We start from the raw sequence: 19400 nt of genomic DNA on the forward strand, positions 1-19400 counted from the left end.
AGAAAAGAAATGGGGCTTCTTAACGCCAGTACGCTTCGTACGTTGCAGTACGGTTCAATCGTTATCGCGATCAGCACATTGGTTGCATGCGGCGGAAGTAGTGATGGTAGTTCGCCGGGCGCAACCGTGAAGGGCACTGCGGCAGTCGGCGCAGCGCTGGCAAATGCGACTGTTTCACTGACCTGCAAGAATGGCTCGGGTAGTGCAACCTCAGACTCGAACGGCGCCTATTCTGCGACCTTCAAGTTCGATCCACCCTGCGCGATTACAGCGACAAGCGGTGGCGTTACGATTCACTCGTTTGCCGCGGCTGCCGGCACGTTTAATGTAACGCCGCTGACCGAACTTCTATTGAGCTATCTTGCGGGGCAACTCGGTACGACCGAGAGCGCGCTGCTCGCAGGCATCCCAACCAATTCGACTTTCCAGAGCGCATTGACGAACAGTACTGTGATCGCCAATGCTGTTGCGGGCGTGACGGCACTGATCAAGAAACTCTATGGCATTACGCTATCGCCGGGTTCTTTCCTGACTCTCGCGTTCACACCCGGCACGAATGGGCCCGACTCGGATCTCGATGCCTTGCTGGCGGCCGGGGCGATTACCAGTAACGGACAACCGGCAGCGTCGCTCGTAACGGCAGCAGTGGCGGCCGGCGCAGCTTCCCCGATCGCCAGTGGCAGCGCAGGAAGTAACCCGACAGGCGGTACGGGCTCGTCTACCACTCAGTAAGGCGGTTGTCTATGTGGCGTGCAAAGGTTGTTCATGGCTCGCGTGACTGGCATGCATAAGCGCGAGATCTGTGCACAACCTCGCATGCAGCGTAGCCTGAATGTTGTTCCGTGTAGAGCTATTGTCGGTTCTGGTGATGCGGCACATGCAACAGCACCAGGACCGGCAATAGTTTGGATTGATCGAGCCACAAAGTAGTTGCCACCAGTACGCTGGTAAAGAATCGAGAGCTTGCGTTGACACGAGGAATTAGTCCGTCCACTCCGGTCATGCGCAGATATTGTGAGTCTTTGCATCCCTTCATTGGGAGCAGCGATTGGCTTATGTCATCGCGTTCGTCGTGCTTTGCGTTCGGCCTTTCCGTTGGATCGCTCGCTACAACAGAAGATGACTGGTTTCATGAGGAAAACTGGTGCAAACAATGGCTATTGAGGCGATCATATTTATACCGGTCGTGGGTAAATAGTATGTAGCGCCGGCGCGGTGTTGCAACGCGTATTGACCTAAAATTCCACGGTTCGCGTTCTGTGCGGCGGCAGTTCGAGGTTTTACCCGGAATGAGGGGTGAGGGTCATCCACCCGAACCGGTTCAGTAATCGCTCCACTTCGAAGGGTTGCATTTTGAACATCGCTTTCCTGATTGTCGCGCACCGTCAGTTCGCACATGTGGATCGTCTTCTTGGCGCGCTAAGTCAAAGCAACACAACTTGCTATCTGCACGTGGACGCAAAAGTAACACCGCTTCCGCAATTGCGGAACAAGGCAGTCCTGACCGCCGGAAGGCTCAATGTGCAGTGGGCCGGTTTCTCTCAAGTCGAAGCGACGCTTGAACTCATGCGCACTGCTGTGAAGAACAGCGCGCATGACTATTTTATTCTGCTCAGCGGGGCCGACTACCCGATCAGGCCTATTTCAGAACTCACTGCGTATTTGTCGCTCAACCAGCGAGATTGCATCAATTTGACCGAGTTTGGACGTCTCGGAAAATCGATTGATCGCGTGCGGGTTCGATACCTGGAGGGCGGGGGCGGGCGCAACCGGGGAGGGCGCGCAGCGATGAGTCGATGCGCGAATCGCTTCTTCAGCCTCGCGTACCGATTGGTCGGCGCACGACGCAAACTTCCCCCCGGCTTCTCCGAATCAGATTTCCGTGCAGGCTCTTCTTGGTTCGGTCTCAAGAAAGACACCATTGAGGCCATATTGGAGTTTGTAGACCGGCGGCCTGACTTTGTTCGATATTGTGCAAGCACCAGTTTTTCCGATGAATTCTTCTTTCAGACGATCATGCACAAGTGTGGATTGGACAATAATCTCCGCCCCAATCTGCACTACGCAGACTGGGAAAAAGGCGCTCCACCCTATCCGTCTGAACTAACGGGCATACACCTGGAAGATCTTGTGCGGGCGTCAGTTCTTCCGGACGGCTATGGCCCGGAGCGACCGGTGTTTTTTGCGCGAAAATTTGGGACTCAATCCAGCGCGTTGCTGGAGCAGCTAGACGAGAAGCTTGCGTTGTTGAATCCGTTCCTGAATTGAAAGACGGCGAGAGCGCTGGTTAGCGGCTTTCTCGCCGGCTTAGCCCGCTGCGCGCGCTAATGTCGATTCGCTTAACTGGACAACACATCAAGAAACATCGCCAACCGTCCGGCCCATGCGCTCCGTTGCCACCGGAAGTGCAATGGGAGGAATTTTTCACTGTGGGCTTTATCGACAATTAGCTAAGCGGACGAATCGACGTCATGGGTTCGACGAAAGAACCGTCTCCATCGCCGTTAATGATTCGAATGACTTTGTCGAGCCCCGTATGCCCGGCTGTGAAAGATTCTCGATCTATGGCCGCGCGGTATTGTCTGCATGGACCCATTGCCGGATGCATTGATGTTGATAACGTGTTTGTGATAAGCCATTGTCGAGCTTCCTCAGCTTAGAGGCGCGAAATAAAACCGACTTTCGGCTGTCCCCGGTTTTTAAGTTTTGGAGCGACTGCCTTACGCAAAAAATCCAGGTCCCCGGTGAGGCGAGCGAGTAACCAGTACAAAGCTACAATCACCAACACCTTGCCGGCGGTCAGCAGGAGCGATGATGTTTCGCCGAAGGTATGAGTCATCTTAAATGCTGCGGACACCGCAAGTAGCGTCGATATTCCTGCTATACAACCAATGGAAGGCCGGAACAGTTCGTACACGGTTCGTTTAAAGCCGAACCTGGCGAGAATAAAAAAGGTCGTCGCAGCGTTGGCGAGGAAACTTATGACCAGAAACCAGGAAAGCAACTTCAAGTTGCCGGTCCAGGCGCCAGCAACTATTGCAGGGATCGATGTTAGAGCGGAGAGCGTCCCGGACAAGGAGAGCAAATCGGTCCGGCCTATGGACTGGAAAATTGCCCCGCTTGACGATAAAACAATTTGCACACAGATCGATAAACTCAGGATCGCGAAGATGTCGACGGCGGCCGACCATTTGTCTCCGTAGAAAAGGTAAATGATGTCGCGCGAGCAAAAAAACGAGACTACTCCAACAAAGCCTCCAACGATAACGAGCAATCGAATGACCTTTTGGTAAGAAACGAAGATGGTCGCCATGTCCTGCTGTTGTGCCGCGTAGGCTGGCTGAAGCGCGGGGCCGATAACATGGGTCAGATTGTAAATCGGCATGAGCATGAGCCGATACGACATGTCATAGATCCCTAGTGTGGCAGCGCCCATCATCCTCCCTATAAGGATTTTGTCCAGATTACGCGTAAAGTAGTTGACGAGATTGAAGAGAAACTGGTAGCCGGAGTATGAGTAGACGTGCAGCATGCCAGAAAAGCTGGGTCTGATGAACGGATTGAACTTGCTTCGCACCGCGCATGATATGAACATCAAAATAGAAAATACCGTACTTTTGATAATCAAAGAAAATACGCCGGCTTGATGAAACGCTGCAAGAATTGCAACGATGCCGGATACGATTGCAGAGATAACTTCTATAGAAACGATAGCCCTAAAGCGTTGTGTCCGCCTCAGAATTGCGAGAGGCACGATGACCCAGCATGACAAGGCAATGGTCGGGCCGAGGGCGAGCGCAACGCGGGTGTATTTCGGGGCGCCGTAAAAATGGGCAATCAATGGACCACAGCCGACAAAGAGCGTCGCTACAATTGCACCCAATATGATGGTGAACCAGAAGAGTCCTGCGATCTGCGCCGATGTTAGTTCCTGAAACTGAACAACAGCAGGACCCAGTCCCATTTCGCTAATGAATGACACGAAAGTGACCAGAACGGCGACTGCCGCAACGAGTCCGAAATCGGACGGGTTGAGCATCCGCGCCAAGACGGCAGTGACGATTACCTGGATCAGTAAGTTGCTGTAGCGACCAACGAAGTTGACCGTGACGCTTTTTCGTATCTCGTAGTTTACATTCGACATGTTTCAAGCTTCTTTTTTAGAACGTTCGGTGAACGCCTCGATGGTTGTCACGGCCGCACGAGTTGCCATGTCGTTAACCATTCGACCGTATATTGAACTAGCCCTGAAGCAGGCCATCACTTCGAATTGACAAGCTCTCGCAAGCCGGAATAAGCGGACCGAGGTAAGAGGATTTGGGCGAGCTTGCGTGCGAGCGCCGGTATTTGCCACGAGCCGGCCAGCATAAAAAGCTCTGATGGATACAGCGTCACCTGTGGATAGTCGCAAAGGGAACTCACAAAACCCGCGCGCTCGCTCAACGAATAAGGCCCGTGCTTCATCTGGAAACGCCTGGATGCGTAGCGTATGGTGAACCCAGGTTGAGTAGATATCCGATTCGACGTGCTTTTCAAGTCTTGTACATATGAGAAATTTCCGCAGTTCAAGAAATCTCCATATTGCTTTGCCATTCGACACCACAAGTCCCAGTCTTGCCAGCACGGCAGAGAATTATCGAAAAGACCGGCGCCGATAAAGTGTTCGCGAGGTGCAAACACCTGATTTCCTATCACATTCCGAATTTTTAGCTGATTGCCGTTAGTGGCCTGAGACAACGAGGCTAGAAGTTGGGTTTCATTGCGTATAATTTGAATGCCGTCAAACAGGCCTGCCAGGCGAATATTCTGATTATTTATCTCTTGCCATTTATCAACAAACTTTCTTATCCGATCGGGCTCGAAATAATCATCATCATCCAGGCCGGTTAAAAATTCTCCATTGGCCGAATTTATCGCAAAGTTACGTGCGTTACAGGCGCCGACACTGACCGGCATGAAAATCGATCGTATAGAGGATGCCTTGCTGAGATCGTGAAGATAGTCACGTGTTCCATCGGCAGAACCGTCGTCGACCACGATGATTTCAATGCGCGGATACGATTGGATCAGAACGGAATCAATAGCGCGCTTTAGAAGCTGCATGCGATTCCTGGTGGGTATATACACGCTTACTAGTGGCAGTGATGGATCTGTCTTCATGACCGCTAATTCCCCGGGGCTGTAGTCTGGCGCCTCATTTAGCCGCACGCGATCGTCGGATTGCGTGAGTATTTGTTTGAGGTCGAGTTTCTTATAAAGCGAGATTCATGCCATCAAAATTCACCGTCGAACGGAAGCTTGATTTATCACGCACACCCATCGATTTTGAATTTACGTAGCGCACAACGCGGCCCGGTGGCACGCCAGAATGAAGTAGTGCGTTACCGGTGCTCGCAGAAGGTTGTTCGGAAAGGCGCCCGACGCGACCTGCGGGACGTAACATCCCTCGATGTTACGGGTACATTGCCGCCGGTTTCGACAGCCGTTCACCAGATTAAAGGTTTGTCGTGAGTGTCCGAGATGGCACGGTTATCGCTTTGTCAGTTACATCCGTCGCTCGCAGAGCGAGCCTTGTTGTGCATGTCGATGCGGGTACCCTTCGACTTCTTTATAGAATGGCCATTTAAAATGAAAAAAATTGCTGACGGCGGCGGCTCCCACGTAGGGGTTCATGTTTGCATAATAAGCTGGAAGGGTATGCGGGACCGAGCGAACCAGATAGCGTCAGCTGTTCGTGATTTTGCAGATGAAGTGACCGTCATTTATTCCAACGAAGATGATTTCACCGAAACGGGAGAGGGTCGCTGGATTCGAGTCCCAAATGATTGGTTCTACGGGAAAAAATTCGAGGAGTGCCTGCGTCGCCACACTTCTGGCGTAATGTTCCAAATCCAGGCGGACGCATTTTCGGAGAATTGGGGGCGCGTCATTGAGAAATGTCGTGAGGCATACAGCAAGCAACCTGACATTGGCGTTTGGGCACCCAATGTGGATTTTAATGCGTGGGTAACAGAGCGCGTCGCAATCAGGCAAATAGATAGCTCCGGAGTCGTTGCTGTGGCGAACACTGATGGGGTGGTGTGGAGCATATCGGAGTCCGTCGTGGGGCGTTTGCGTGAATTGAATTACTCCGTGAATAATTTGGGTTGGGGTGTTGAATGGGCGGCCATCGCTTACGCGATGGCAAATAACCTGCTCGTTCTACGTGATCTGTCACTCACGATTTTCCATCCAAAAGGTTCAGGGTATGGCAGGGAAGTCGCCGGTGTGCAAATGGATGAATTTTTTTCGCAGCTAACAGCGCAAGAATTTATTCAGTTAAATATACTCAGGAAGTATTGCTATCCGGACGGCTTGCTGCATAACGCCACTGCGAAGGGATTGCTGAAGGCGCTAGTAACAAAAATTGTTCGCTACCCGTCGTCTATCGCTTTGAAGTTTGGTTTTCTTCAGCGCACGTGAATTGCTTCGACCTGTACGTGCGGCGATGATCGTCTGAAGTAATATTATATATTAATATAAAAATGAGTGAAAAATGAAACAGGTCAACAAATCGCACTACGAGTTTTTGAAGTATATGGACAAGCGGCGCTGGAATAGCGTCTGGCATCAGATCGATGAGGTGATCAGACTGAATCCAGTGAGCGTGCTCGAAATAGGTCCGGGATCCGGGGTGTTTAAAAACACAGCATGTCTTTTTGGCCTCAAGGTCGAAACGATAGACCTTGATCCAGATTTGATGCCTGACCATGTCGGTTCCGCGACGGCTCTACCTTTTGATGATAAGGCATTCGATGCTGTTTGCGCCTTTCAAATGCTGGAGCATTTGCCATACGAAGAAGCCTTGAGTGCATTCAGAGAAATGGCGCGGGTCTCCCGTAGAGATATTGTAATTAGTGTCCCTGACTCGAAAGCGGTGTGGCGTTATTTGTTTCAAGTGCCAAGACTTGGCGATTTTAAATTTCTACTCCCAAATCCATTCGTGGCACCGCGAGTGCATGAATTCGATGGGGAGCATTATTGGGAAGTTGGCACAAAGAATTTTCCTTTGGAAAAGGTGATTTCAGATTTCTCGGCGATACGCCCTCTCGCGAATACTTATCGAGTGCATGACAATCCTTATCATAGGTTTTTCATCTTTAAATCGTGAGCGGACTGCCGGGTTGTGGGGTAGCTAATTCAGTTGGTCCGTTGCGTTCACGAGCCCCTCCCAATTGCAAATGTCCAGGAAACCAAGCCAACCGGTATTGCGATGATCGCTCCCAACGCAGCGCGCCTAAGCAACCTGGCTCGCGCCCTTTCCTGCGCCCCGTGCGCACGATGAGGCTCGATCTCAAGGAACAGAATTCTCGAACGGTGGCGTCGAGAGACCCACAAGGCACTCTGCAGACTTAAGGCTAGATAGAAAGCGCACCAGATAACGCAAAGCCGCGAAAGGCTCAGAAGAGCGATCGTCATAGGGGTCCCGTAGCGTGTGTTTTGCTCGATAGATCGAGCTGAATCGTATTGTTTGGCGCACCGCATGCCGCCGGTTATGCCATGCGGGTCTGTGACAAGCTATTTTTGTGCCACGCAGCATAGGCTGCAGATTCCTTCTTGCGCGGCATGTCAGGACTCGTTGATGGGTTTGATGTACCCCGTAACGTCGCGTGGCGTTACGTACCGCGCGTTACATTTGCGACTGCGTGGGATTGCCACAACTCACATGGCGAGTAGTGTCGAACGAGAATTGTCTCAGGGTCTGCCGCTGACGCGTTTGAAGAACAGGTCGTTGGGCTCGTCTTCTGCGCAACGCGCAAGACGGTTGCCGGGCAGACAATCACGAGTCAGTGAATGTCAGTCCTGGCGTCATGCAAACCGAACTCCTCCGCTACAACTTGTCCGATCGCGGCCGAACGTTTCGTGGGGTGCGCACCATCTCATCGAAGCACGCCGTTCCCACATTTAATTTTTACGTGGAAAAGTAAAAATCTCATGCGGGAATGTGATGTCAGGAGTCCGACTTTAATGCCGAAACCAGGTACTCCAGCCACGCTCTAAACTCCCCGCTCCGCCTCAAACCGATCCAGCTCTCCAAGCAGATGATTGATTTGAAACGTTTGCAGTGCGGTCAGTGGGAACTCATCCTGTATGCGTTGTAGTCGTTTTCGCCAATAAGCTGGCGGCAGCACAGGTTCACCCCGAAACGCGCGCAACGACGGCGCCATCACACGCGCGACGTGCGCGATGTCTTCATCCATTGTCATGCAAGAGCCCCGAAAGACCTCGATGTTTAGCTTCTATTTTTATGTGCGCGCTTTTTATGAGAACGAGTTCGTAGTAGCTGCGCAAACGTCGACGCTCATAGTAAGAAACCAGATTCGTCAGGTCAAGGTTTCTTACCGTATTTCGTATGGCCGGTGGTCCGAATCTTCCTTGATTTCAGGGCTATTTCGATCGCAACAGGGGTTCAAGCGGTAGCGTGCCGGCTCTCCAATGACGATACTTTTACCCACAAAATCGCTTCGGCGCGGCCAGGTCAAACGATACAAGTGAGTGACTCCAAACCTGAAGACGTAGGCGCAAAGGCAGAGGACTGTTCGAGGTAAGGTAGTTCGGCGCTGCGAGGTCATTCGCTGATCGCATTACTGTCGTGTTGGTGAGAGGGGCGTTCAGGCTGGCCAATCAAAGCAGCAGTTCTTCAACTGCGTCCTACCGACCAACTCGTTCAATCGTTCAAACATGCTGCATGGCAACAAGCGACAGTGCCACATCAGGTCGCAATGTAAAGGTCGGTCATAATTCGCGCGATTAATCCATCCGGTGATGGCATGCGGAACAATGAGCCAACCTCGCCGCATTGGCGAGAACAATCCAAACGTACATACCGGCAAGCAAAGCCAGGCCAGGCGAGTACGCGCAATTAGCGCGTGCTCGTCGATTGTGCCGGGCAGTACAAGCAGCAGGCCGACATGGAAGACATCGTGTTTTCAATCATCGCGACCGACAGTCAATTTCTACTCGACGACAAAGCGCGTGCCGCCGTTCCCGGAAACCGCGCGCGCAGTGTCAAAGAAGCGAATAACTGCCGCCGCACACAAAGTCGCGCTGGAGGCAACGGGGCCGAAGCCCAGCCCCGGCACCCTTAAAGCACTAACCCCGCGGCGGAAGCGCATCAGCGTGCGTCACGCTTCCGCCTGTCACGATCTTGTTTGCCCACTCATTTGCGCGCGGCTTGATGCGCGCCCAATGCTGCACCGAGGTCCTCGTCGGTCATCGCGGGGAAAATGCTCATTGTCAGTAGATCGCCCCATTCGAGCGCCAACGCCGACAGTCCGCGCGTATCTTCCGCCTCGACGACGGCAAAGCCATGCAATCCGCCGATCGCATGCCAGCGCCCCAGCAATTTGACACCCTCAGGTGCCCGGCCTCCGGTTTTCATGAATCGCTCGATGACGGAATTCTCCGCGGTCGGCAGGCCATTCCATTGCACGATGAATTTCATTGCGTGTCTCCAGTTTGAATTGCGATGCCTGCTCGTGGCGGGTGTGTTTGTTTCCAATTGCAGGCATCTGGTGCGTCCTACAAGAAGGACCCTTTAATACGGCTGTCGAAGATGTCAGTGTCGATCTGGTTCGAAGCGCGCCATGCGAGGTGTCGGCATAACCGTCACAACCGGCGCGCGTGCGGATGGCAAGCGGATCAAGTGCATACGCATCAAACGCAAACGGCACGCGCGTCAGGCGCATGCCGTTGCTGCGAGTGTCTGAGCGGCGCCCTAGTTGCGCGGCGAATTGCGCGCTACGGTAGCGGCGGCCACATCGGCAATCGTCTGATGTGCTGCGGGAAACCCCGGCGGGTAGTCGACAACGCGTGCGGATCCCGGCACCACCTGCACGGCGACGCTGGCACGCGCTCCGATCCGTGCACCGCCAACAATCGCGGCCATCGCCTCGCGGTCGAGTTCGACGCTGTCGGTGAGGTCTTTGATAACGAGCTTTGCCATGGTGGCTCCAGGGAATCGATCGAGCCGGCGGCTGGTGCGATTCTCCAGTCGCCGCCCGGGTGTGTCTTCAAGTGTGCTGAGGTCTCGTCGCACTATCAGTATAGGAAATCTGCTTTCAGCTCGCCTGTTGGATATGAACAGGCCGCAGTAGGGAAGTCCCCGGTTCCTCGCTACTGCACGCCATTAAACGTTGGCGTAATTGGCAGCCCACAACGACGGGCTGACATTCAGATTCAACGGTACGAAGCCCGCACCGATCACGCCGATGTTGTTGAGAGCCGCAACATTGACGGTTTGAATCTGACTAAGGTTCTGGTTCACAGAGACGTTGACATTGGCGATGCCGCCAAGGCCGGTCACCGAGGGCAAGCCGGGTACGCTGCTGCCGGTGCCGCCGGCCACCGCGGACATTGCGCGGCGGTCGAGCTCGCGGGTGCGGGACAGATCGCGAATCATGAGGGATGACATGGTGATTCTCCAAAAGTGCGCGGAAGACGGGCGTGATCGAAGCGAAGCGGAGAGTGCGGAGGGCCTCTCCGCTTCGCCGGATCAGGCTTTAAACGTTGATGTTGTTGCTCGACGTGACGCAGGGGTTGATCGACGAAGTGAGGCCCGCAGCGAACGCGACGTTGTTGCCGTTGGCGTTCTGGATGTTCATTTCGTTGCTGATCAATTGCGTGGCGTTGACCTGCTTGCTGTTGTTCGGCGCGAACACCGGGCTGATGTTGGTGTACGACGTGCTGGGGTAGCAAAAGCCGTAGCCGAGGCCGCCGCGAACGGCGCGCATTGCTTTGCTGTCGAGTTGTTCGGTGAGGGACAGGTCTTTGATCATCAGCGTGTTCATGGTAAATCTCCTGGAAGGGAATATCACGGTGTTGCGGTTGGGTTCGAGCATCTTGTCTGCTCGAGTGTCACTAACGCATGGGCTGTGCCAGTTTTATTCGTGCATCCTAAGAAAGTTGACGGAGGCTTGATGTACAAGGCTTTCGCGTCACACCGCCGCGTCGAAGGCGCAGCACGGCAGCTCACAGATCACTATCGGCTGATGGTGCGTACCCAACAACGCGCCGGATTCTGTTGGATGTCGCAAGACACTCACTGGACGTGCACGCAGCGGGGCAATCCTGGTTTGCGAAAGCCCGGGTCGGGAGCTAGTATCGAAGCGGCGCATGTAACTGGTTACGACAGGTTTTCTATCAGCCCGACAGGCTCCGGTCGCATGCGATCCGGCCCAACGGCAGCGGGGGCGCTTCGCACAAATGGCTAGCCTTGCGCATGTGATTCGCGACTATCAGAGCGGCGAGCTCTCACGTGACGAGTTCGTCGCTCAACTCGACAGCACGTTGACGACCGAAGGACTCGGTCCTACGCAGCTGCTGGACATGCTTGGCGCAGCGCATCGCAAAACCCCTTTACCCGAGGATCTTTACGCCGAAGTGCGGAGGCGCATCGAACAGTTGCGCGTCTCGAACGTGGCGGCCGGCGGCGAAGAAACCGGCATGCAGACCACTGTCGAGATACCGTCGGTACGCTCCGCGAGCGGAGCGAACGCCGCAAGCTCGACAAGCGAAGCGAGCGCCACCGGCGCACCAGGGCACGATCAGATCAAAGGCACCGGCGATACGCTGAACAACCGCTTCGTCCTTGAGGAATGTCTGGGTGTCGGCGGGATGGGCACGGTGTACAAGGCGCTCGATTTGCGCAAGCTCGAGGCGTCTGATCGCAAACCGTATCTCGCGATCAAGGTGCTGAACGTCCAGTTCCGCGGCAATCCGAATTCGCTCGTCGCGCTGCAACGCGAGGCGCGCAAGGCGCAGGTGCTCGCGCACCGCAATATCATCACGGTGTACGACTTCGACCGCGACGGCCCCATCGTCTACCTGACGATGGAGTACCTCACCGGTAAGCCGCTAAGCCAGTTATTGCGCACGCCGGGCTATCAGGGCATGCCGGTGCGCGCCGCGCTGCCGATTGTGCGCGGCATGTGCAATGCGCTTGCCTATGCGCACGAACATGGCTTCGTGCATTGCGATTTCAAGCCCGCCAACGTCTTTCTCACGACGAATGCCGAAGTGAAAGTGATCGACTTCGGCATCGCCCGTGTATTCCAGCGGCCGGAGGAGGAGAGCGACGCCACGGTCTTCGATCCCGGCAGTCTCGGCGCGTTGACGCCTGCGTATGCCAGTCCGGAAATGATCGAGCATCGCGAGCCGGACCCGCGCGACGATATCTACGCGCTCGGTTGCATTACCTACGAGTTATTGACGGGCCACCATCCGTTCGACCGATTGTCGGCGACGCAGGCACGCAATGCGGACTTCAAGCCGCAGCGTCCCCACAATCTCGATGCGAAACAATGGCGCGCATTACGTACCGCGCTTTCGTTCGATCGCGCGACGCGCATGCCGAGCGTTGTGCGCTTCATCGCGGAGTTCGACAACGAAGCGCGCGCGGAGAAGTCGGGTACGTTGGTGAAGGCGGGGTTCGCGGGGTTTGCGATGGTGTGTGCCGCGGTTGTCGGCGTGTTTGCTTTGCGGTCGGCGCCGAATCGGCAAAGTGGCATGCAGGTGGCTGTGGATGCGGCCTCGGAGACCTTGGCGGATCAAGCGGCTTCGACGGCGACGTCTGTCTCCGCGGCAACGGCAGCGAGCGGGCCCGAATCATCTTCAACGGCCGTGCCAATTGCCGGAGGCGTCGGAAAGCCGACCGCAGGCTCATCTGTCGGGACAACCGCAGCGCTAACAGCCATGGCGTCTGCGGCATCGCCTCCTGCGCCCCCCGTGCCGCCCGCGCCCAAACCGGCGCTGACCTTAGCCGCCGTCGCGCCGGTTCTGGCGCAGGCGCCGTGCTCGGCGTTGTCCGCTTCCGCACAAGATCACTCGCTGACGGTACGTGGCTACGTCTCACAACGCTACGGTGCGGCGCATCTGAAGGACACACTGACGGCATTGCCGGGCGTCGATACGCTGACGCTTCAGGTCGAGCCGCTCGCCGACGACAAATGCGCCGCGATCAACGCGCTCGCTCCCTATTGGACTCGCAACTGGCAGGCGGGCCACGTTGCGTCGCTGCATGTGCGGCCACCCGGCGGCCAGTTGAGCGAAGGCGATCCGCTGGTCGTCGACGTGACCACGCCCGCCTACGACTCGTACGTGAACCTCGACTATTACCAGCTCGACGGCAGCGTCGTGCACATGGTGCCGAGCCCGCGTGCGAAAGACAACCAGGCGCCGCCGCACTATTCGGCCACGATCGGCAGTGCGGGTGACTGGATTATTTCGAAACCGTTTGGATCGGAGATGGTGGTGCTGCTGATTACGCCCGCGCCGCTATTCGACAAGCCGCGGCCCGAAAGCGAATCACGTACCGACTATCTGCGCGCATTGGATACGCGGCTCGCGCAGATCGCTGGAAAATACGGTCAGGATCACATCGTCGCTGACTTCGCGCCGATTACGACCAAACCGCACACGCCTTAAGGGGCGCACAAGGATCGCTCGCGGCTTCCGATGCGCTGACGGCCACGGAGCCACGCGTAGTCACTGGAAGCACCCGCAATCACCGCATCACTTCAGATCCTTGACCACCCTGAAACCATCCTGCGACTGGCGCACGCTCGCGCTGTATTTGAAGCGCGTCGCGCTCAGCATGTAGCTCCCGCCTTCGCGCCACGAACCGCCGCGAATCACGCGCATATCGCAACTGGGGCTGTCCCACGCGTGGCCGTCGGCGGGCGCGCCCTGGTAGGAGTTGTGCCAGCAATCGGCGACCCACTCCCAGACGCTGCCGTTCATGTCATACAGGCCGACCGGATTCGGCGCGAACGAACCGGCCGCTTCAGGCCCCTCCTTGTGCCAGGGATCGCCGCAATCCTTGCAATTGGCGTTGCCCTTGCGCATCTGATCGCCCCACCAGTATGCCGTCGTGGTGCCGCCGCGGTCCGCGTATTCCCATTCGGCTTCGGTGGGCAAGCGGTATGGTTTGCCGGTCGTTTTGCTCAGCCATTTCACGTACTGTTGCGCGTCGTCCCAACTGAGGTCGCGTGCCGGCATCGCTTTGTTCGCATTGCTTTCGGGCGTCAGCTTTTGACAGGCATTCGCTGCGGCGCACACGTTCCATTGCTCGACGGTTACTTCATATTTGCCAATCGCGAACGGTGCGCCGATGGTCACGTGATGGACGGGCTTTTCGGACGGGTCGTCGGTGCTGCTGCCCATCGAGAACTCGCCTGCGGGCAAGGCGATCATGATCGGGCAGGTGGCGCAATCGCGGCTTTCGCTTGCGCTCGCGGCATGTGTTGTCGTGGGCTTTTGCGCGACCGTTGGTGGGGGAGGGGCCACAGGTGGCGCTGTCGTTGCGGTTGGCGGCGGAGCGGCAGCGTGCGAATGGCCTTGCTGTGCAGCACTAGCGGGCGGGGTGGGTCGCGTGGCTTGCGGTGTCTGCGTAACCGCCGGCGCAGCAGATGTCGTGGCAGACGGTGTGGTAGGTGGCGCACTTGCCGATGCCGCAGCGCGCAACCGGTCGATACGCGCATGGGCGAGCGTGGCGAAGCGGCCATTCGGATAGGCCTTCAAATAAGCCTCGTAATCGCTGGGGTAGTTGCTGTCCTTGATGGAATCCCAGAAGGTAATTTCGTATTGTTCGCTGCTGTCCTTGGGCAGAATGCCTCTACTGTGCAGCGCGACAATCGGGTCGTCGCTCGCAGCGGATGTGAGCGCTGAAACAGCCGCATGAAATACCGGCTCGCCTGGGCCCGCATTCTTCGTAAGCGATGAAGTGATCCACGGCGCTTGCTCGCCGCCAGTAAGCTCGTTAACCCGCATCGCGACACGTCGAAACAATCCCGCGAGATCCTGCAAAGAGGAAGCGTCGTTGAGCGTGTGCAGTAGTGCGTTCGTATAGACGCCATGGTGCACACCGTCCGCAGCAAACCTTCCCGGCGCTGTTGCGTATGCGACCATTGTATTGGCAGGCAGCGCGGATGCATCGAGCGTTACGTTGCTGGAGAACGGGTTGTTCAGGCACGTATCGAGAATCACGAGATTGAGTACACCGGCACGCGGTGCGCGCATCGCCTGCAATACGGTATTCAAATCGATGCCCTCGCCGATCAACCGTGCCGGCACGCTTGCATTGAGGCCGGCGGGCACGAGCAGCGTCTGCGTCCCGATTTGCAAACCGTGTCCCGCAAAATAGAAGAGCCCTGTGCCGCCTTCTTGCAACCGTTGGCGGAATTCGCCGATGGCTTGCCGCATTTGCCGCGGCGTCGCGTTGGTGCGCATGATGACGTCGAAGCCGTGTGCACGCAGTGTGTCGCGCATGGCTTCTGCATCGCGCGGCGCATTATCGCGGACCGGGTCCGCGTTTTGACCATACGTGCCATTGCCGATTACCAACGCGACGCGCGCAAGCTGTGTGTTATCCCTTTGCAGCGTGAGCGCTGCGATGGACGCAGCCGTCGTAAGCCCGGCGGTAGCGCCATGCTCCGTGCCGTCACGCTGCGCCGCGGCGTAAACGCTGCCCCAATGCGCCTGAATGACCCCGGCCATGCACACCAGCAGGAATGTTCGCCACATATTCGTATCCTGTTTCTTCCGGACAGAACATAGGGTTTCGACGACAGCGACGCCCGCGTCAGCCGTTGGAGTGAATCGGGTACGGCATCGATGCCGTTATCGGCTCTCCATCGACAACCTATGAACAACGATAGCACGCGGTTTGCGCGTCATAACTGCCGGCATACCCTCAATGCGTTATACGGTTAACGAGTGTGGCGTATCTTTTTGGCAAGTTACGTCCTAAGCTAATTCACAAAGTAGGGCGGTACGTCCGTTTTAGTAGTACTGCCGCTCATCGACGTGAATCCGCCACGTGAACTCACGTGAAACTACGCGAGCGCCCGCGACATTCGGCCGGAGCGTCCGGCCTGCGCTTTGCGCAGCCGAGGCAGCCATGACCATTCTTCGGGAGAGTGCGCAATGCGAAGAACCCTCACGCCAGGCGTGTTCGACATACGTCATGGAACGAAGGCGGGCCTTGCAAAGCTCTGCACGGTTTTGTGCGCCACCTTTTCTCTCTTATTCGGTATTGCGTCTACGTCTGAATCCGCACTTGCCGAACAAACGCCTTCGCCACCGGGCGCTGAGGAATACATCATCTGGCCGTCGGACGGCGCGGTGATTCACGGCGGCAAGCTATGGGTCCGCATGGGTCTGCGCAACATGGGCGTGTGCCCGAAGGGCGTGGCGATTCCGAACACCGGGCATCACCATTTGCTGATCGACACCGATCTGCCGCCACTCGACCAGGAAATTCCGTCGGACCGCAATCACCTGCATTTCGGTGCGGGTGAGACCGACGCGCGCATCGAGTTGCCGCCGGGCAAGCACACATTGCAGCTCATTCTCGGCGACCACAATCACGTGCCGCACGTGCCGCCGGTGTATTCGAAGAAGATCACCATCACCGTACTAAAAGACTAGCTGTCCCGTTCATTCGAAGCGGGTCCGTCAGGACGGAGAGACCAACATGTACAGGATCATCGCGTTCGCGGCGCTTGTGGCACTTGCGGCATTGACGTCGCTGGCCGCGACGAATGTTGCCGCGGCAGGCATGACACCGTCGCCGGCCGGCGCACATGTCTATATCGGCTATCCGAACGACGGGCAGGTGGTACAGGCCAATAAACCGTTCCGGGTGTGGTTCGGCTTGCGCTATATGGGTGTGGCGCCGAAAGGCGTCAAGTATCCGAACACGGGACACCACCATCTGCTGATCGATACCGATCTGCCACCGATGGATCAGGAGATTCCAAACGACCGCAACCATCTGCATTTCGGCGCGGGCGAAACGGAAACGATGATTCAACTGCCGCCCGGCAAGCACACGTTGCAACTGCTGATGGGCGACGACATGCATATGCCGCACAATCCGCCAGTGTATTCGAAGAAGATCACCGTGATTGCGCGTTGACGCGATATCGGCGTAATACCTCGCTCCGTTTCAGTGTCACGTCACAGCCAACACAGTTGCAGGCGTTGTTGGTTGTGATCCACCAGCATCAACCGCCCGCATCGTCGCAGTCGCGCTGCCTCTAGCGGCGTACCACCCCCGAAACCCTTTATGCCCGGCCGTTCGAAAGATTTCTTAGGATCGGAAAGCAAAACTGGCACAGCCCATGCATTAGTGACACTCGAGCAGACAAGATGCTCGAACCCAACCGCAAGACTGTGCTGTTTCCCTTCCAGGAGATTTACCATGAACACGCTGATGATCAAAGACCTGTCCCTCACCGCACAACTCGACAGCAAGGCCATGAGCGCCGTGCGTGGCGGCCTCGGACTCGGCTACGGCTATCCGTCGTCGTCGTTTTTCAACTACTCGCCGGTGTATGCGCCGAACAACAGCAAGAGCGTTAGCGCCACGCAGTTGATCAGCAATGAAATGAACATTCAGAACGCCAACGGCAACAACGCAGCGTTCGTCGCCGGCGTCACCACCACGATCGACCCGCATGTGACCTCGAGCAACAACATCAACGTGTATTGAACGGCGTAAGCCGCCGCGGAGGCTCTCATGCCTCCGCGGCACGCACATCCTCCGTGCGTCAAAAAGATTTCGCATCCAATCGTTCTTTCCACACGACCCTGCGTCACCGCTCGATCCCCGCGCCGACATTTCTGTACTGCTTCGATGGTGAAGCCGGGCAGGACCTGCTTTACTTGAATCGCGCGTTCTCCTCGTGCAGTGTAGCGAGTGTCATCGGAGAAAATCGTGTCAGCGTTGCTTGATTCAATGCCTCGTCAGCACTCTTTCAGCGCATCGGCGCGGTGCTGTGCGAGCCGTCAACTGCCGGGTGCGAACCGCATGGCCGTGGCGCTGCGCGCACTCTGCGCCGCAACCGTCTGCGCGTTGTCGCTGTGCGCATGTATTGACGTCAGCATGCCCGATTACAAGCGGCCCGATACGCCGGCCAAGGCGTCGTGGTCGGATCAGAAAGGCTCACCCGTATCGGCGGCGGCGACCATCGAGCCGGACTGGTGGAAGAGCTTCCACGATCCGTATCTGGACACGTTGATCGCGAAAGCGATTGCCGGCAACTTCGATATCAAGGTGCTGGCCGCGCGTATCGACGTGGCCGGCACGCAGATCGGCGAGGCCAAAGCCGGCGCGTTGCCGACCATGGATCTCGGCGGCGGCGCCGATTTCGAAAAGAGTACCGGTCAGACGTTTGCCAAACAGTACAACGTCGCGACGCAAGTGAGCTGGGACATCGATATCTGGGGCAAGGTGGAGAAGGGCGTACAGGCACAAAAGGCCGAATTCCACGCAAGCGAAGCGGATTGGCGCGCCGGTTATCTGGAACTGGTGGCGAACGTTTCGAGTACCTATTTCCAGATTCTGCAATTCGACGACCAGATCGACCAGCAACAACAAACGCTCGTCACGAACCGGCAGATTCTCACCATCTACGACGGCCAAAGCCGCAATGGCCTTGTGCCGCAAACTCAGGTGTTGCGTCAGCAGGCCGAAATCAACCGCCTGACGAATCAGTTGCTCGAACTGCGCCGCTCACGCGATCTCGCGAATAACGCCCTATGCACGCTGCTCGGCGTGCCGGCGGGTGAGTTCCAGTTGCCCAAAGGACATTTACAGCAACGTGTGCAACTGCCTGTCGTGCCCGATGGTTTGCCCGCGCAACTTCTCGCGCGGCGTCCCGACGTGGTGGCCGCCGAGTTCAGAGTGCTGGAAGCCTACAACCTGGTCGGCCAGGCCAAGCTCGCGCAACTGCCCACCATCAACCTCACGGGCCACGGCGGCACAGCGAGTTTCGCGCTGACCGATTTGCTGAAATCGTTCACTTACGGATTCATGCCCAGTATTGACATTCCGCTGCTCGATCCCGGTGTGCGGGCGCATGTGAAGGTCACGCAAGCGCAATCGACGGTTGCCGAACAGCAGTATCGCGTAGCCGTGATGGGCGCCTTCGAGGAGGTGGAAAACGCGCTGGTCAACCTGAATTCGCACAAGGCGCAGCGGGTGGAATTGCAGCAGCAGGTATCGCGTTTACAAATCGTCGCAGACCAGATTCAGTCGCAATTGCGCCTTGGCGTGGTGTCGCAGCTGGAAGTTTTCGAAACTGAACGGACCTTGCTGGAAGCGCAGCAGGAACTGCTCGCTAACCACCAGCTGATTCTGTCCGACACGGTGTTGCTTTATAAGGCGTTGGGCGGCGGTTGGCCGAGCGTGGATGTGCAGGCGGAAGTAAAGGAACACTGAGCTAATCCGGGACGCAGCGCATTTCGGCTGTATATGACGCATGAATGGCCCTTACAACCAGCGATTAGAAAATTGACACTTGCCATGCGTGACTTAAAATTTGTAAGGAGCCAGGTTCTGTGCGGCTCACCAGAAC

At 56.6% G+C, this 19400-nt stretch carries 18 protein-coding genes and 1 pseudogene; 10 read left to right on the forward strand and 9 right to left on the reverse strand.

The genetic code is table 11. From position 1 onward, the window contains the following. Positions 1–9 precede the first annotated feature (9 nt). Together ACOSV0_RS24305 and ACOSV0_RS24310 are read left to right on the forward strand one after the other, a co-directional pair. Positions 10–732 (forward strand): carboxypeptidase regulatory-like domain-containing protein, encoded by a 723-nt coding sequence (locus tag ACOSV0_RS24305; protein ID WP_434114441.1) that lies wholly within the window; start codon positions 10–12, stop codon positions 730–732. 621 nt (positions 733–1353) lie between these two features. Then, positions 1354–2268, forward strand: a complete 915-nt coding sequence (locus ACOSV0_RS24310; RefSeq protein ID WP_434114442.1) for a beta-1,6-N-acetylglucosaminyltransferase — start codon at positions 1354–1356, stop codon at positions 2266–2268. Positions 2269–2656: 388 nt separating this feature from the next. On the opposite strand, the gene ACOSV0_RS24315 is transcribed toward ACOSV0_RS24310, so the two are convergent. Then, positions 2657–4144 carry a lipopolysaccharide biosynthesis protein gene (locus tag ACOSV0_RS24315; RefSeq protein ID WP_434114444.1) on the reverse strand — a complete coding sequence of 496 codons (1488 nt, stop codon included), beginning with the start codon at positions 4142–4144 and terminating at the stop codon, positions 2657–2659. A gap of 116 nt (positions 4145–4260) precedes the next feature. Further along, the gene (locus ACOSV0_RS24320; RefSeq protein WP_434114446.1) at positions 4261–5103 is read right to left on the reverse strand and encodes a glycosyltransferase; all 843 of its coding nucleotides are present in this window, start codon (positions 5101–5103) and stop codon (positions 4261–4263) included. 525 nt (positions 5104–5628) lie between these two features. Here ACOSV0_RS24320 and ACOSV0_RS24325 point away from each other — a divergent pair. Next, on the forward strand, positions 5629–6462 hold the full coding sequence (locus ACOSV0_RS24325; protein ID WP_434114448.1) for a hypothetical protein: 834 nt from the start codon (positions 5629–5631) through the stop codon (positions 6460–6462). Between the two features lie 73 nt (positions 6463–6535). Further along, on the forward strand, positions 6536–7150 hold the full coding sequence (locus ACOSV0_RS24330) for a class I SAM-dependent methyltransferase (RefSeq protein WP_434114449.1): 615 nt from the start codon (positions 6536–6538) through the stop codon (positions 7148–7150). An 886-nt stretch (positions 7151–8036) separates the two neighbouring features. Here the strand turns inward: ACOSV0_RS24330 and ACOSV0_RS24335 are convergent. Continuing rightward, entirely contained in the window at positions 8037–8246 is a 210-nt protein-coding gene (locus tag ACOSV0_RS24335) for a hypothetical protein (protein WP_434114450.1), read from the reverse strand. Positions 8247–8951: 705 nt separating this feature from the next. Here ACOSV0_RS24335 and ACOSV0_RS24340 point away from each other — a divergent pair. Beyond that, positions 8952–9128 carry a hypothetical protein gene (locus tag ACOSV0_RS24340; RefSeq protein WP_434114451.1) on the forward strand — a complete coding sequence of 59 codons (177 nt, stop codon included), beginning with the start codon at positions 8952–8954 and terminating at the stop codon, positions 9126–9128. A 71-nt stretch (positions 9129–9199) separates the two neighbouring features. Here ACOSV0_RS24340 and ACOSV0_RS24345 read toward each other — a convergent pair whose 3' ends face one another. From ACOSV0_RS24345 to ACOSV0_RS24360, 4 genes are all read right to left on the reverse strand, one after another. Beyond that, positions 9200–9484, reverse strand: a complete 285-nt coding sequence (locus ACOSV0_RS24345) for a DUF3303 domain-containing protein (protein WP_434114453.1) — start codon at positions 9482–9484, stop codon at positions 9200–9202. A 273-nt stretch (positions 9485–9757) separates the two neighbouring features. Next, positions 9758–9985, reverse strand: a complete 228-nt coding sequence (locus ACOSV0_RS24350; RefSeq protein WP_434114455.1) for a hypothetical protein — start codon at positions 9983–9985, stop codon at positions 9758–9760. 183 nt (positions 9986–10168) lie between these two features. Beyond that, the gene (locus ACOSV0_RS24355; RefSeq protein ID WP_434114456.1) at positions 10169–10453 is read right to left on the reverse strand and encodes a hypothetical protein; all 285 of its coding nucleotides are present in this window, start codon (positions 10451–10453) and stop codon (positions 10169–10171) included. An 88-nt stretch (positions 10454–10541) separates the two neighbouring features. Beyond that, a complete protein-coding gene (locus ACOSV0_RS24360; RefSeq protein WP_434114458.1) occupies positions 10542–10829 on the reverse strand; it encodes a hypothetical protein in 288 nt (95 codons plus the stop codon). Positions 10830–11244: 415 nt separating this feature from the next. On the opposite strand from ACOSV0_RS24360, the gene ACOSV0_RS24365 reads away from it, so the two are divergent. Beyond that, positions 11245–13464: a protein kinase domain-containing protein gene (locus ACOSV0_RS24365; protein ID WP_434114460.1), complete on the forward strand. Its 2220-nt coding sequence runs from the start codon at positions 11245–11247 to the stop codon at positions 13462–13464. Between the two features lie 87 nt (positions 13465–13551). On the opposite strand, the gene ACOSV0_RS24370 is transcribed toward ACOSV0_RS24365, so the two are convergent. Beyond that, on the reverse strand, positions 13552–14808 hold the full coding sequence (locus ACOSV0_RS24370) for a formylglycine-generating enzyme family protein (protein ID WP_434116112.1): 1257 nt from the start codon (positions 14806–14808) through the stop codon (positions 13552–13554). Beyond that, positions 14803–15561: pseudogene (locus tag ACOSV0_RS24375) on the reverse strand (caspase family protein); the annotation flags it as partial. The gene ACOSV0_RS24370 and the pseudogene ACOSV0_RS24375, both read right to left, overlap by 6 nt. A 402-nt stretch (positions 15562–15963) precedes the next feature. Here ACOSV0_RS24375 and ACOSV0_RS24380 point away from each other — a divergent pair. The 4 genes from ACOSV0_RS24380 (at position 15964) to ACOSV0_RS24395 (ending at position 19264) form a co-directional block, all read left to right on the forward strand. Then, positions 15964–16467 carry a DUF4399 domain-containing protein gene (locus ACOSV0_RS24380; RefSeq protein ID WP_434114462.1) on the forward strand — a complete coding sequence of 168 codons (504 nt, stop codon included), beginning with the start codon at positions 15964–15966 and terminating at the stop codon, positions 16465–16467. A gap of 46 nt (positions 16468–16513) precedes the next feature. Continuing rightward, positions 16514–16957 carry a DUF4399 domain-containing protein gene (locus tag ACOSV0_RS24385; protein ID WP_434114464.1) on the forward strand — a complete coding sequence of 148 codons (444 nt, stop codon included), beginning with the start codon at positions 16514–16516 and terminating at the stop codon, positions 16955–16957. A 285-nt stretch (positions 16958–17242) separates the two neighbouring features. Then, positions 17243–17533: a hypothetical protein gene (locus tag ACOSV0_RS24390; protein WP_434114465.1), complete on the forward strand. Its 291-nt coding sequence runs from the start codon at positions 17243–17245 to the stop codon at positions 17531–17533. A gap of 318 nt (positions 17534–17851) precedes the next feature. Continuing rightward, a complete protein-coding gene (locus ACOSV0_RS24395) occupies positions 17852–19264 on the forward strand; it encodes an efflux transporter outer membrane subunit (protein ID WP_434116114.1) in 1413 nt (470 codons plus the stop codon). The last annotated feature ends 136 nt before the right edge of the window (positions 19265–19400 follow it).

Source organism: Paraburkholderia caffeinilytica (assembly GCF_051027425.1).
GTDB classification, from domain to species: Bacteria; Pseudomonadota; Gammaproteobacteria; order Burkholderiales; family Burkholderiaceae; genus Paraburkholderia; species Paraburkholderia caffeinilytica_A.